Origin of the sequence: Actinomadura terrae, from assembly GCF_022751215.1 — a bacterium.
Lineage (GTDB): Bacteria > Actinomycetota > Actinomycetes > Streptosporangiales > Streptosporangiaceae > Spirillospora > Spirillospora terrae.
The window spans coordinates 1-13,841 of record NZ_JAICDG010000008.1; the positions used below are offsets into that span (position 1 = coordinate 1).

A 13,841-nucleotide genomic window follows, 5' to 3' on the forward strand; every position below is an offset into this window, starting at 1 on the left:
TGCCTGGTCCTGGTTCTGCTCCTCGGGCTCGTCCTCGGCCAGCAGTAGGCCGAAGATCGTCCCGATGCGGTTCCACTTGTCCTCAGTCCAGCGCGGCGATTGGCTGGCCTGACGCTTGCCCCATGCGACAGCTTCCGGGCTGGGCTTCAACCCTGTAATCCTCTCCCTGGCCACAGCGAAGAGAGCGCGCACGATCCCCGAGACGAACACACCACGACTCACGGGTAGGCTGACGCCCACCTGATCGAAGTGCTTCGCGACGAGTGGCTATCTGTGTGCTGTGTTGGCCAGGGCTCTTTGAGTTAGTGAGCTGTTCCCGCAGGACAAGCCTGCCCGGTAGCGACCCCGGTCTTACGTGCCGAGAGCCCACCCCGGCGAATGTGTATGTGTGTGATGTGTAACGGCTGTCGCGTTGTACGGAGGACACCTCACGGGCCTCCCGGCGGGAGCCGACCCCGCCACCACTCGCCCATCTCGAAGTCGCTGGATGCGGCTCCGATCTTCACTGTGCCACGCGCACGCGGAGATCAAACCCCCGAAACCGCCCATCGCGTAGGGCTTCGGGGTGTGTGTGGTTGTCCGTTGGTGACCGCTGGCGTCCGGTGGCGTCCGCTGACGACTGGCCGCACACGGCTAGAAGTGATGCAGATCACAAAGCAAGAGACCCCGGTCGGCCTTCACCTCCGGGGCCTCGACGCTGGCTGAGCTTAGTCTTCGCGCCAGATGGGTTCGAGTAGGTCAGGGTCGAAGCGCTTGCCGTGCCCCTTACCGGCGGGGTGCACGATCACGGCGTGCAGCGCTTCCCGGATGTAGGCACGTTTCTGGGAGAGGTCCAAGCGGTCATCGTCGGTCTCGGAGTACCAACGGCGGCGGATTTCGGTGAGGTCTCGCTTTGCGCGTGCACTTTCGAGTTCGTACTTCTCGGCTTCTGCTCTCAGCTTGGCAATGTCCGGTTCCAGCCGTTCAATCTCCTCGAAGAACAGCGAATTGGTGATCTTCCGCTTGGCGAAGCGCGCTCGAAGCTCGTTAAACTGCTCAACCTTCTCCGCCAGTTCGCGTTTCTTAGGCCATGGACCCACTTCTTTGATCTCCACGGTGCTGCGCTGTTCCAGTTTCGCTAGGACTGCCTCGGAAACGAATTCGTCAATCAGGTCCCCCCGGCGAGCGAGCTTGCCGCATCCCCCGTTGCTTGGCGCCTGACAGAAGTAGCGATGACGGCCCATCTTCTTCTGAAACCCGGCACGTAGTTTGTGGTTGCACATGGCGCCGTCCGGGAGGATCACGCCGCATCGCAGCGTCGCGGTTAGTAGGTACTGGTGTTCGCGGTGGTCGCGTTGCAGGTTGCCGAGTAGCACCCCATCTGGGCCGATCTGCTTGCCGCTGCGTTCGGCGAAGATCGCTTGTATCGCTTGCCACTGCTCCGGGGTGATGATCGAATCCCAAGCACCCACGATGGGATTACCATCGTCGTCCCTCACGATTTCACCGTTCAGGATTCGCCATCCGCACAGGCGAGGTTTCTTTAGTGCAACCGTAAGTGTACGGCTGGTCCATTCGTTCCCCCGGGAGGTCTTAACTCCCTTCTTGAGCCAGTCCCGGCAGATGGAATTGATCGAACCGCCAGCGATGAACCGTTCGGCTGCCTGCCGCAGCAGAGCCGACTCGGCAGGGTCCAACGTGACGCCGTCCTTCTGCCATCCAAACGGCCGGGGCCCCTGAAGTGGCTTGCCCTCACGAGCGTTGTCGCTGTGATGCTGACGCATTCGCCTACGCATCTTCTTGATCTCGATGCGTGAGGCCACAGCCCCCATAAGTCCCATGTTCTCCACGTTTTCGCTGTAGAGATCCATGAACCCGCGCTGGTCGGCGTACACCCGGCCTTCCCTGTAGGTCAGTGCATCGACGAACCGCTCGTAGTCGCCTGCCTTGCGGATCAGCCGGTCATCGTGAACCACGATGCAGCCCGAAACCGGGGTGCCGTCCTCTAGATGGCCTGTGCGCAGCACCCGAAGCATGGCCTCAAAGCCGTCCCGTACGAGGTCCTCCTTGGCTGCGGACTTGTCGTTGTCGGAGAACCGGGCGACGATGCGGCAGCCAAGCCGCTTGGCCGTCTGGGTGTTGGTGGTCTGCTGGTTCCGAACCGAGTGCTCGTCCTTCCTCTTGTCTACGCTCGCGCGTGCGTAGTCGACCACGGGAATGAGGTCACCGTCAGTAGCGTCCATGAGGGGCTCCTCGTGTTACCTACAGGAACGTTCTACCAGCGGTACCTGGGCTGGTTCGACGGCAACCCCCCGCACCTGTGGGAGCATCCGCCGGTCGAGAACGCCACGCGGTACGTCGAGTGCATGGGCGGCGCGTCCAGGGTGATGGCGCTGGCCCGCGACTACGCGGACCAGGGCGACCTGCGGTTCGCCGCGACCCTCTACGACCACGTGGTCTTCGCCGACCCCGGCAACACCGACGCCAGGACGGGCCTCGCCGAGGTCTACCGGCGGCTCGGCGAGGGCGCCGAGTGCGGGACCTGGCGCAACTTCTACCTCACCGGCGCGCTGGAGCTGCGCGAGGGCGTGCGGCCGGTCCCGCTCGGCATCGCGGCGGGCATGACCGCCGGGCTGTCTGTCGAGCAGGTCTTCGACTCGATGGCGATCAGGGTGAACGGGCCCAAGGCGTGGGACGAGCACCTGACCATCGACTGGGCGTTCGGCGACACGGCCGAGCGCCACCGGATGACGCTGTCCAACGGCGTCCTCATCCACCGGCGCGTTTCGGACGGGATCGGCGGCGCGGATCTGACGCTCACTCTCAACCGTCCGCAGCTGTTCGGGCTGGTCACGGGCAAGAGCGCCGAGGGAATCACCAGCACCGGGGACGCGGGGGCGCTGCGGCGGCTGCTCGCCGTCCTGGACGGCGCCGAGCCCGACTTCCCCATCGTCACCCCGTGACCCCGCCTTCATCGCGGGACGTCGCGCGGCCGATCGTCACTCCGTGACCTGGGCCGCCTCCTCGCGGAGCCTGTCCTGGAGGATCTGGAGGCCGCCGATCCCGTCCACCGACAGCGCGGCGAGCTCGTCCAGCGGCATGGCGGAACCGTCGGTGCGCAGCGGCGGCTGCCAGCCGTTGTCCCCGTCGTGGCTGCGGAGGATCTTCGCGGGCACGCCGCCGACGACCGCGTGGTCGGGGAACTCGCCCCGGACGACCGCGCCGCCCGCGACCGCGACGTTCCGGCCGAGCCGGGTGCCGGGCAGGATGATCGCGCCGGTGCCGATCCAGCAGCCGTCCCCGATCACGACCGGGTTGTTCTCGGGCCACTGCCGTCCGATCGGGGTGTCCAGGTCCCCGTAGGTGTGGTTCTGGTCGGTGATGTACACGTTCGGCCCGGTAAAGACGTCGTTGCCGATCTCGATCGACTGGTGCCCGACGATGTGCGTGCCCCGTCCGATCGAGCAGCTCCCACCGATCCGCACGATGACGTCCGGGCCGAGATCGAGGCCGGGGACGAACCCGGCGGAGATCGTCACATGCGTCCCGACCAGCGTGTGGTCGCCGATCGAGATCCACGGCTCGCCGTAGATCGCCCCGACCGGGAAGCCGATGCACGCGCCCTCGCCCAGGTAGGCGAACCTGTGGCGGCCCGGCGTCTGCGGCGTGATCTCGCCGTGCCGCCGCACCCATTCCCACGCGCTGTGGACGGCCGCGTGCGCACCCTGGCGCGCCCGCCGCCGCACACGCTCCGCCAGCGCCCGCCGCGCCACGCCGGGATTCGGTGACATGGCGCTCACCGTACCGGTTGGTAGAAACCACGTCGCCGGAAACCACCCCGAAGGCGTAGGACGAGAAGGGCCCGGCCTCGTGAGGCCGGGCCCTTCTCGTTCACGGGCGGGTCAGTGCGGTGAGTGCACCTGGCCGTCGACGTCCGCGCCGGAGACGGTCATGGAGTCGGCCGAGGTGGCCTCCTCCGAGGCGTCGTCCGAACCGCCGGTGACGCTGCGGCGCGTGAGCACCGCACCCGCCACGCCGACGGCGGCGACGGCTCCCACCATCGCCACGACCGCGCCGCGCCGGGGCCGGTCACGACCCGGCGGCTCGACCCGGTGGGCGACGCCGCTCAGGAACGAGCTCACCTTCGGGGCGAGGCCCGTCTCCACGTACTGGGCCGCCCGCCTGATCCGGGGCGCGCCCCAGCCGCGGGCGACGAGGACGCGGTCTGCGGCGACCGGTTTGATCCGCTCGGCTGACGCGCCGACCCGCCGCCGGGCGATCTCCGCGCCATGCCGGGCAGCCTCCTGCGTCCGGGTGAACCGCGTGCGAACTTGCTCCCGCGGCTTCCGGCGAGTACTGATCATCAGGGACACGCTAACCTCCCTTTCTGCGAGGTCCTGTTCAGCACCTTCCCGTTATCGGGGAGGTAAACCGCGCGAGGGTGATTGTCTGATTACTCCGCGTGAGCGATTCATGCGTGTCCGGGATCGACGAACACCCAACTTCACTAGGAGGCGGCCAGCGTGGCCAACGAGATCTTCGCGACGCTCGACACGACGCTCGGCAAGATCGTGATCCAGCTCTACCCGGAGCAGGCGCCCGAGACCGTGGCGAACTTCACCGAGTTGGCGGAGGGCACCCGTGTGTGGACCGACCCGCGCACCGGTCGCAAGACCGAGGCGCCGCTCTACAACGGGACGATCTTCCACCGCGTCATCGACGGGTTCATGATCCAAGGCGGGGACCCGCTCGGCACCGGGACCGGCGGCCCCGGCTACGAGTTCAAGGACGAGTTCCACCCCGACCTGAAGTTCAACAAGCCCTACCTGCTGGCGATGGCGAACGCCGGGCCCGGCACCAACGGCTCGCAGTTCTTCATCACCACCAACGTCGCCGCGACCCAGCACCTCACCGGACGGCACACGATCTTCGGCAAGGTGATCGAGGGCACCGACGTCGTCGACCGGATCGGGCAGGTCCCGACCGGCGGCGGCAACCGTCCGAAGGACGACGTCGCCATCAAGACGGTGACGATCGAGCGGCGTTAATCGTCCTACAGGGTAGGACCCTGCCCCGGCCCCACGGAGCCCCCTCATGAGCACAGAACCCAAGCCCGAGACCTCGGTGCCGACCTGCTACCGGCATCCGGGACGGGAGACCTACGTCCGCTGCACCCGGTGCGACCGCTACATCTGCCCCGAGTGCATGCGGGACGCCGCGGTCGGGCACCAGTGCGTGGAGTGCGTCGCGGAGGGGAACCGCGGGGCGCGGCGAGCCCGTCCGGTGACGCCGCTGGGCGTGCCGGGGGCGGCGTCGGCGGTGCCGGTCGTCACGTACTCGCTGATCGGCCTGTGCGTGCTCGCCTACCTGATCGAGCTGTCGTCCTGGCGGTTCATCGCCGACTACATGATGATCGGCCAGGCGACGCTGATCAACGGGGACGTCATCGGCGTGTCCGAGGGCGAGTGGTACCGGCTGGTCACGTCGATGTTCCTGCACCAGCGCGGCGGGTCGTTCGGCATCGCGCACATCGTGTTCAACATGTGGGCGCTGTGGGCGATCGGCCCGGCGTTGGAGCAGGTGCTCGGACGCTGGCGCTACCTGGCGCTGTACATGCTGTCGGGGCTCGGCGGTTCGGTGCTGCTGTACCTGGTCGATCCGGGGAACTCGGCGGTCGGCGCGTCCGGCGCGATCTTCGGGCTGTTCGGGGCCTACTTCGTGATCGGACGCCGGCTCGGCGGGCAGGTCGGGCCGATCGTGTTCCTGCTGGTCATCAATCTGGTGATCACTTTCTCGGTGCCCGACATCTCCTGGGAGGGGCACATCGGCGGCCTGGTCGTCGGCGGCGCGCTGGCGGCGGCGATGGCCTACGCGCCCGCCGCCCGGCGGGGCCTCGTGCACATCGCGGCGCCGCTGGTCACGCTGGCGCTGCTCACCGTGCTCGTGCTGGCCAAGACCGCGGAGTTGAGCTCGGCCCTGTAGCCGGGTCGGGCTCGGCCTCGCCGGGTCGCGTCGTCCCGGCCGTTCGGGCCGAGCTCGGCTCCGCGCCTGTGGAAAACCTGGGGATAGCCGGGGTGGGAGATCCCCAGGCTGTGGATAACTTTCGTGGATTGGCTCGACGTCAATGTGGGTACCGCGGACCGGTGGCCATCGGGAGCGAGGTGGCAACCGGCGCGGTCACCCTGGCGGGACGGCGCGGGCGGTCAGCGCCAGCGGGTCGAGAGCACCACGCCGAGGATGATGGCGGAGAAGCCGATCCCCAGGTTCCAGTTGTGCAGATCGGACATGAACGGGACGTCGGTGTTCGTGCTCGCCGTCACGTAGAAGACCGCGATCCAGGCGAGGCCGATCAGCCAGAGGCCGACCATCGTGGGGACCAGCCAGCGGGGGCTGACCTCGGGCGCCTTGGACTTCTGCGGGGGCGTGTAAACAGCCTTCTTGCGCACTTTGGACTTGGCCACGGTGGATTCGATCTCCTCGGGCGTCCGGCGGCCGGAGCGCCGGACCGCGCATGGGTGTTTTGTCGGTTAGCGTAGTCGCTGGTGAGCAGCGTACGGCGTTCGGCTTGGGGAAGCATCATCCCAGCTATCACGCTTGTGGCGGGAACCTTGTTCGCGGCGAGCGCGAGCACGGCCCGCGGCACGAGCCTGCGCGACGAGGGCCGCACCCGCATCACCGACCTCATCTCCGCTGATCAGCGCCGGGCGCGCCGGGAGCGCGAGGAGTACCGCCGGCTGCGCCGCGACGTCGACGCCATCTCCCGCGAGGCAGGACGGCACGACGCGCGGGTGAAGCAGGCGCAGGGCGAGGCCGACCGGCTCGCCCTCCGGTCGGGATTCACGGCGGTCACCGGGCCCGCCGTCCGCGTGTCGCTGGACGACGCTCCACTGCCCAAATCGGGGGATCTGCCGCACGGTGTCCGTCCCGACGACCTCGTCGTCCACCAGAGCGACGTCCAGGCCGTCGTGAACGCGCTCTGGGCGGGCGGGGCGCGCGCGATGCAGATCATGGACCAGCGGGTGATCTCGACGAGCGCGGTGCGGTGCGTGGGCAATACGCTGATCCTCCAGGGCGTCGTGTACTCGCCGCCGTTCCGGATCACCGCCGTCGGCGACCCGGACCGGCTGCGCGCCGCGCTCGACGCCTCCCCCGTGATCGGGACGTACCGCAAGTACGTCCACGCGTACGGGCTCGGGTACGCGGTGCAGGCCCTCGACCGCGCCGCGCTGCCCGCCTACACCGCGAACGTCACCATGAGCCACGCCACGGTGCCCGAGGACGGCGGCGGCCCCTGACGCGGCCGGGCGCAGCGGGGCCGGGGTAGCGGGGCCGCGGTAGGGGGACGAGGGGTAGCGAGACGGAATCGTCGACAGAGGGGGGACGCGCGGTGCGGATGGTCATCCGCGGCCTGGGCGAGCTGTGCATCACCGCCGGGCTGATCCTGATGCTGTTCGTGACCTACGAGCTGTGGGGGACGGGCCAGTACACCCGCGCCCAGCAGGACCGGCTCGGCCGCGAGCTGATGGACACCTGGAAGGCGCCCAAGGTCACCACCGAGAAGGTGCGGCTCGGCAAGGGCCTCGCCATGATCCGCATCCCCCGGTTCGGGGACGGCTACCACTACGTGATCATCGAGGGCGTCGACCGCGCCGACCTGCGCAAGGGCCCCGGCCACTACCCGGGCAGCGCCATGCCGGGCGAGATCGGCAACTTCGTCGTCTCCGGCCACCGGACGACCTACTCCGCCCCCTTCAACCGGCTCGGCGAGCTGCGCGCCGGCGACAAGATCCTCATCGACACCCGCGACCGGCAGTTCGTGTACCAGGTCACCGGGCGCGAGATCGTCAAGCCGACGGCCGTCGAGGTGACCGCGCCGGTACCGAACCACCCGAATAAGCGACCGACCGAAAAGCGGATCACGCTGACCACGTGTCACCCGAAGTACTCCGCCGCCGAGCGGATGATCATCTTCGGCACGATGGTCTCCGAGTTGCCCCGCGCCGCCACAACCGGAAAGTAGAGGACGCCGTGTACGCCTGGATCTGGCGCCACCTGCCGGGGACCTGGCAGGCCAAGAGCGGGATCGCGATCGCGGTCGCGATCGCCGTCGCCCTCATACTCTGGTACGTCGTCTTCCCCTGGATGGAGCCGAAGGTCCACTTCGACCATGGCGTCGTGAACGGCGAGCCGACCGGGACGTCCAGCCCGTCGGTGCCCGGGCCCGGGTGAGCGCGTGCGGGTCCTCGTCGTGGACAACCACGACAGCTTCGTGTTCAACATCGTCCAGTACCTGAGGGAGCTGGGCGCCGACTGCGTGGTCAAGGACCGCGCGGACGTCGCCGTCCGGGACGCCGCGTCCGCCGGCGGCGTGCTGCTGAGCCCCGGCCCCGGGCACCCGTCCGGCTCCGAGGTGTGCCTCGACCTCGTCGCCGACGCCGAGCGCCGCGCGATGCCGCTGCTCGGCGTCTGCCTCGGCCACCAGGTGATCGCCCACGTGCACGGCGCCGCCGTCCGGAGGGCGCCGCAGGTCGTCCACGGCTACACGAGCCCGATCGAGCACGATGGCGCCGGGGTGTTCCGCGGCCTGCCGGTCCCGTTCCCCGCGACCCGCTACCACTCGCTCGCCGTCGAGCCGGGAACGGTCCCGCGCGACGTCCTGGAGGTCACCGCCACGACCCCGGACGGCGTCGTCATGGGCCTGCGACACCGCGACCTCCCGATCGAGGGCGTCCAGTTCCATCCCGAGTCGGTGCTGTCGGCACATGGGCATCATCTGCTGGCCAACTGGCTGGAGATGTGCATGTCCACCGTCTGACCTGCGCGTTCGCCGCCACGAGCCGACTGCGGCGGGCCGGCTGCCACCATGTTCGGAAAAATTCCGTTAAAACTCGTAACGTCCAGGCAAGTCCGTCCGAAGACCATATTGAGGGCTTCCGCCATTGCCCCCGAGTGGCGGAAGCCCTCTCTCATGCCCGGCTCCGGCCCCATAGCGGCTACGGCGACCGCGTGGCGCCGACGACGGGACGCCGACGACGAAGGGCCCCAACCCCCTGCCGGGGATCGGGGCCCTTACCGTCACGTGGGGCTCAGCCTCCGTCGCCGTCCGGGAAGGTCGGGAAGCCCGGACCGGACGGGCCGATCGTCGGCGTCGGCGAGGGCTTCTGCGCCACGTAGATCGTGACGGTGTCGCCCGGCGCGACCGTCGCGTCCGGCCCCGGCGACTGGTCGTAGACGAAGCCCGGCGCCACCGGCTTCTCGGGTGGCGCGAAGCCCTTCTCGACCTTGCACCGCAACCCGAGGCTCTCCAGCTTCCCGCAGGCCGCCCGCTGACTGCTGTTGGTCAGCGTCGGCACCTTCAGGTTGTTGGGCCCGTTCGACACGAACACGGTGACGCTGGAGTTCTTCGGCGCCTTGCCGCCGCCGCTCGGGTCGGTGCGGATCACGTCGAGCCGCGGGACGGAGTCGCTGTTCTCCACCCGCTTCTCGACCTCGAAGCCGCGTTCCTCCAGCATGTTCTTCGCCACCGAGTACGGCTTGCCGGCCACGTCCGGCACATCGACCTCGGCGGGCGGCTTCCTGCCCTTGGAGATCGTCAGCGTCACCGTCGAGCCCTCGGCCACGTCGCTGCCGGGCTTGGGGTCGGCGGTGATGACGTTGCCCTTGCGGATGTCGTTGTTGTAGTCGGTCGTCGGGTCGCCGAGCTTCAGGCCGAGCTTGGTCAACTCCGCCTCCGCCTGCTTGCGCGGGACGTCCACGATGCTCTGCGGCACCGCGACCTTCTTCTCGCCCTTGTCGTTGCCGCCCGACATCAGGAACCCGATCGCGGCGGCGCCGCCGATGAACACGACCGCGAGCGCGATCCAGATCGCGGCCTTCTTCCCGGCGCCGCCCCGCTCGGGGCCGTTCTCGTCGTAGTGGACGGGCGGCAGGTCGTACCCGTCGCCGACCGGCCGCTGCACCTGCGTGTGCGGCGGCGGGCCGCCCTGGTAGCCGCCCATCACCTGCGTGCCGCCCGGCTGCGCGCCCATCAGCATCGTGGACGCGGCGGTCGAGGACACCGGCTGCCCCTGGAGGACGCGCTGGATCTCCTGCCGGAACTCCGTCGCGTTCTGGTAGCGGTGCGCCGCGTCCTTCGCCATCGCCTTCAGCACGATCGCGTCGGCCCACTGCGGGATGTCCGGGTCCACCTGGGACGGCGGCACCGGCTCCTCGCGGACGTGCTGGTAGGCGATCGCGACCGGGGAGTCGCCGGTGAACGGCGGCTTGCCGGTGAGCAGTTCGTACAGGACGCAGCCGGTGGAGTAGATGTCGCTGCGGGCGTCGACCCGCTCGCCGCGCGCCTGCTCGGGCGACAGGTACTGCGCGGTGCCGATCACCTGCGCGGTCTGCGTCATCGTCGCCGCCGAGTCGGCCATCGCGCGGGCGATGCCGAAGTCCATGACCTTGACCTCGTGGGCCCGGGTCATCATCACGTTCGCCGGCTTGATGTCGCGGTGCACGATCCCGCCGCGGTGGCTGTAGTCCAGCGCCCGCAGGATCCCGTCGGTGATCTCCAGAGCCTTGTCGGGCAGCAGCGCGCGGTTCTCCCGCAGCAGGTCGCGCAGCGTGCTCCCGTCCACGTACTCCATGACGATGTAGGGGATGGAGGTGTCGCCGATCATGTCCTCGCCGGTGTCGTACACGGCGATGACCGAGGGGTGGTTCAGCGACGCGGCCGACTGGGCCTCGCGGCGGAACCGGGCCTGGAATGTGGGGTCACGGGCCAGGTCTGAGCGCAGGGTCTTGACCGCGACCACGCGATCGAGACGCAGATCTCGGGCACGGTAGACCTCGGCCATGCCGCCACGCCCGATCACCGTGTCGAGCTCGTAGCGGCCGCCGAGCAGCCGAGGTTGACTCATATGTGCACTTTCCCTCGTACGTCTACACCTTGTCCTCCGAACCTAGCTCCCCGCCCGGCGTGGGCGAGGGATCCGGGCTCGGAGTTGACGGAGTCGTGGTGCTGCCCGTCGGTGTCGGTGTCGGGTCTGGGGCGCTGGGAGTCGCCCGGGGCGGTTTCCTCGTTGGCTTGTGTGTAGGGGACCCACTGCCCGTCCCCGGCGTTGACGGACGGATCCTACGCGTACCGTGCCGTCTCGTGACAGTCGGTGCGGGGCCACCATCCCTATGCGCGGACGGCCCACCGGGCTTCCCGACCGGGTCCCCCTGGCCCTCCCCGCCCGCCGGGCCGGTGGCCGGTTGCTGTGGCGCGTCCCGCTCGTCGCCCGATCCGGCGAAGGCGAGCCCCTTCCAGAGCGAGCCGATGACCAGGCAGCCGATGAGCAGCAGCCCGGCCGCGACCGAAGCGTAGGTCAGGCGCCGTCGCCCGTCCCCGGTCCTTGCCTTTTCGCCTGGGTTATCTATCCCCCCGGTGAGGTTATCCGGCCCTGACCCTGCGTCAAATCCCGACATATCGGACGTCTGGCCGGTACCGTCCGGCCGGGCCGCGGTGGTCACCCCCACCGACGGCGCCACCGAGACCACCCCGGGCTTCTCCCCGGGACGCGCGGACCGCCCCGTGCTCAGCGACGCCCGGACCCGCAAAGCCCAGTCGGCCACCGCGTTCGCGTCCGCCGGACGGTCCTGCGGCGCCTTCGCCAGCAGCGCCGCGATCAGCGCCCGCGCCTCCGCCGGCACGTGCGCGGGCAGTTCCGGCGGCTCGTCCTTGACGTGCTTCAGCGCGATCTCCACCGGCGTGCGCCCGTCGAACGGCGGCATCCCGGTCAGGCACTCGTAGGCCACCACGCCCAGCGAGTACAGGTCGGCGGCCGGGCTGATCGGCTGCCCCGACGCCTGCTCCGGCGAGATGTAGTGCGCCGTCCCCATCACCATGCCGGTCGCCGTCTGCGACGCCGCCTCCAGCCGCCGCGCGATACCGAAGTCGGTGATCTTCAGGGTGCCGTCCGGCGAGATCATCAGGTTCGCCGGCTTGACGTCGCGGTGCACGATGCCCGCCTCATGCGCCACCGTCAGCGCCCGCCCCGCCTGCACCAGCAGATCGAGGACGGCCTCCAGCGGCAGCCCGCCGTCGCGCACGAGGATCTCGTCCAGCGGCTCGCCCGGTACCAGCTCCATCACCAGGTACATCCGGCCGTCCTGCTCGCCGAAGTCGAACACCCGTGCGATGCCGCGGTGTCGCAGCCCGGCGGCGAACTCCGCCTCCGACTCGAACCGGCGCAGCGCCGACGCGTCCGACACCAGTTCCAGCCGCAGCAGCTTCACCGCCACCTGCCGCCCGAGCGAGGCGTCCGAGGCACGCCAGACCTCGCCCATCCCCCCGATCGCCAGCCGCTCCAGCAGCCGGTACCGGTGGTTCAGGACGAGGTCCGCGCTCACTTCTTCAGCACCTGGGCCATGATCGCGGCGGCGACCGGCCCGGCGTTGGTGGCACCGTCGCCGGAACCCTCGGTGACCACCGCGAACGCGTACCGCGGGTTGTCGAACGGGCCGAACCCGACGAACCAGCGCGAGTTCGGGATGCCCGCCCCCTGCTCGGCGGTACCGGTCTTACCTGCGATGTTGGCGCTCTGGAGGTTCTTCGCGGTGCCCTCGGAGACCACCGCGCGCATCATGTCCTCCAGCTGCGACGCCTGGTCACCGGTCATGGCCTGGCCGTACGGCTTCGGCGAGGCACTGTAGACCTCGCTCTGGTCCTTCGCGCGCGCCCGCTGCACCACGTACGGGTTCATGATCTTGCCCTTGTTGGCGATCGCCGCCGCGACCATCGCCATCTGCAACGGCGTCGCGCGCACGTTCTCCTGGCCGATGCCCGAGCGCGCCGTCCCGTCCTTGCCGGTCGGGATCGTCTTGCCGCTCGCGTCCTGCACCGACACCGGCACCTCGCTCTTGGCGGCGGGCATGTCGGGCTCCAGGTTCACCCGCTCGCCGAACCCGAACTTCTTGGCGCCGTCGTGGAGCTGCTGGATGCCGAGGTCCAGGGCCATCTTCCCGAACGAGGTGTTGCACGACTCGGCGAACGCGCCCTTCAGCGGCGCCGACCCCGCGCAGCTCCCGCTGTCGTGCGAGTTCGGCAGCGGACGCCCCGACTCCGGCAGGATGAGCTGGCCGGTGTTCACCGTCGTCGAGCTGTTGATGTTGAGGTCCTGCATGCCGACCGCCGTCGTCACGGACTTGAACGAGGAGCCCGGCGGGAACGTCTGGCTCAGCGCGTTGTCGACCAGCGGCTTGAGGACCCCGGTCGCGCCGTCGAGCTCCGCCAGCCGCTTGACGCCCTTGTCGCCCGTCTGCGGTGCCACCTCGTTCGGGTCGAAGGACGGCCAGGACGCCGCCACCTGGACCGCGCCCGTCCTGACGTCGATCACCACGGCGCCGCCGCGGCGGCCCTCCGCCGTCTGCCCCTTGAGCCGCTCGTAGGCCACCCGCTGCGCCTTCGGGTTGATCGTCAGTTCGAGGTTCGCCCCCACGGGCTTCTTCCCGATGAAGGTGTCGAACCAGCGCTGCTGCGTGATCCGCTTGTCCTTGCCGCCGAGCAGCGAGTTGTAGGCCCGCTCCACCTGCGTCGCGTTGCCGTTGAAGTACCCGGTGACCGGCGCGAAGACCGGGCCGTCCTTGTAGATCCGCCCGTACTTCGGGTTGTCCTTGTGCGTCTCCTCCGAGGACACCAGCACCTCGCCGCCCGCCGAGATGGTTCCGCGCGGCGAGTTGAACAGGTCGGAGTACTGGCGGTGGTTGTTCGAGTCGTTGCGCAGGTTGTCCGCCTGACTCCCCTGGACGTAGTTCACCTGCGCCATCAACCCGAAGAACAGCAGCAACCCGAAGATCGCCACCCGCCTGATCGGCTTGTCCATGTTCATAGGGGCGAG

The 13,841-nt window shown here is 69.2% G+C and carries 14 protein-coding genes; 7 read left to right on the forward strand and 7 right to left on the reverse strand.

What is annotated here, in order from left to right; translation table 11 throughout:
• Positions 1-707: 707 nt before the first annotated feature.
• Positions 708-2,222 (reverse strand): recombinase family protein, encoded by a 1,515-nt coding sequence (locus K2F47_RS36190; RefSeq protein WP_242910710.1) that lies wholly within the window; start codon positions 2,220-2,222, stop codon positions 708-710.
• A 12-nt stretch (positions 2,223-2,234) separates the two neighbouring features.
• Between K2F47_RS36190 and K2F47_RS36195 the strand changes: the two genes are divergently transcribed.
• Positions 2,235-2,942: an alkyl sulfatase dimerization domain-containing protein gene (locus K2F47_RS36195; RefSeq protein ID WP_242910711.1), complete on the forward strand. Its 708-nt coding sequence runs from the start codon at positions 2,235-2,237 to the stop codon at positions 2,940-2,942.
• Between the two features lie 36 nt (positions 2,943-2,978).
• Here the strand turns inward: K2F47_RS36195 and K2F47_RS36200 are convergent, their stop codons facing one another.
• On the reverse strand, positions 2,979-3,770 hold the full coding sequence (locus tag K2F47_RS36200; protein WP_242910712.1) for an acyltransferase: 792 nt from the start codon (positions 3,768-3,770) through the stop codon (positions 2,979-2,981).
• A gap of 111 nt (positions 3,771-3,881) precedes the next feature.
• The gene (locus K2F47_RS36205) at positions 3,882-4,343 is read right to left on the reverse strand and encodes a hypothetical protein (RefSeq protein ID WP_242910713.1); all 462 of its coding nucleotides are present in this window, start codon (positions 4,341-4,343) and stop codon (positions 3,882-3,884) included.
• A 159-nt stretch (positions 4,344-4,502) separates the two neighbouring features.
• Between K2F47_RS36205 and K2F47_RS36210 the strand changes: the two genes are divergently transcribed.
• Both K2F47_RS36210 and K2F47_RS36215 read left to right on the forward strand, forming a co-directional pair.
• Positions 4,503-5,027 carry a peptidylprolyl isomerase gene (locus K2F47_RS36210; RefSeq protein ID WP_242910714.1) on the forward strand — a complete coding sequence of 175 codons (525 nt, stop codon included), beginning with the start codon at positions 4,503-4,505 and terminating at the stop codon, positions 5,025-5,027.
• A 46-nt stretch (positions 5,028-5,073) separates the two neighbouring features.
• Positions 5,074-5,961: a rhomboid family intramembrane serine protease gene (locus K2F47_RS36215; RefSeq protein ID WP_242910715.1), complete on the forward strand. Its 888-nt coding sequence runs from the start codon at positions 5,074-5,076 to the stop codon at positions 5,959-5,961.
• A 221-nt stretch (positions 5,962-6,182) separates the two neighbouring features.
• On the opposite strand, the gene K2F47_RS36220 is transcribed toward K2F47_RS36215, so the two are convergent.
• Positions 6,183-6,440 (reverse strand): cell division protein CrgA, encoded by a 258-nt coding sequence (locus K2F47_RS36220; RefSeq protein WP_242910716.1) that lies wholly within the window; start codon positions 6,438-6,440, stop codon positions 6,183-6,185.
• Between the two features lie 135 nt (positions 6,441-6,575).
• Here K2F47_RS36220 and K2F47_RS36225 point away from each other — a divergent pair, with 135 nt between their 5' ends.
• The 4 genes from K2F47_RS36225 to K2F47_RS36240 all read left to right on the forward strand — a co-directional run bounded on the left by K2F47_RS36225 (position 6,576) and on the right by K2F47_RS36240 (position 8,794).
• Positions 6,576-7,274, forward strand: coding sequence for a DUF881 domain-containing protein (locus tag K2F47_RS36225; protein ID WP_242910717.1), 699 nt, complete (start codon positions 6,576-6,578; stop codon positions 7,272-7,274).
• 98 nt (positions 7,275-7,372) lie between these two features.
• A complete protein-coding gene (locus tag K2F47_RS36230) occupies positions 7,373-7,999 on the forward strand; it encodes a class E sortase (RefSeq protein WP_242911079.1) in 627 nt (208 codons plus the stop codon).
• Between the two features lie 8 nt (positions 8,000-8,007).
• Positions 8,008-8,208: a hypothetical protein gene (locus K2F47_RS36235; RefSeq protein ID WP_242910719.1), complete on the forward strand. Its 201-nt coding sequence runs from the start codon at positions 8,008-8,010 to the stop codon at positions 8,206-8,208.
• A 4-nt stretch (positions 8,209-8,212) separates the two neighbouring features.
• Positions 8,213-8,794: an anthranilate synthase component II gene (locus tag K2F47_RS36240; protein WP_242910720.1), complete on the forward strand. Its 582-nt coding sequence runs from the start codon at positions 8,213-8,215 to the stop codon at positions 8,792-8,794.
• Positions 8,795-9,065: 271 nt separating this feature from the next.
• Here the strand turns inward: K2F47_RS36240 and pknB are convergent, their stop codons facing one another.
• The 3 genes from pknB to K2F47_RS36255 are packed head-to-tail and all read right to left on the reverse strand — an operon-like array spanning position 9,066 to position 13,832.
• A complete protein-coding gene (pknB, locus tag K2F47_RS36245) occupies positions 9,066-10,880 on the reverse strand; it encodes a Stk1 family PASTA domain-containing Ser/Thr kinase (protein WP_242910721.1) in 1,815 nt (604 codons plus the stop codon).
• Positions 10,881-10,902: 22 nt separating this feature from the next.
• Positions 10,903-12,354 carry a serine/threonine-protein kinase gene (locus K2F47_RS36250; RefSeq protein WP_242910722.1) on the reverse strand — a complete coding sequence of 484 codons (1,452 nt, stop codon included), beginning with the start codon at positions 12,352-12,354 and terminating at the stop codon, positions 10,903-10,905.
• Positions 12,351-13,832 carry a peptidoglycan D,D-transpeptidase FtsI family protein gene (locus K2F47_RS36255; RefSeq protein WP_242910723.1) on the reverse strand — a complete coding sequence of 494 codons (1,482 nt, stop codon included), beginning with the start codon at positions 13,830-13,832 and terminating at the stop codon, positions 12,351-12,353. Before K2F47_RS36255 ends, K2F47_RS36250 begins: the two co-directional genes overlap by 4 nt.
• Positions 13,833-13,841 lie beyond the last annotated feature (9 nt).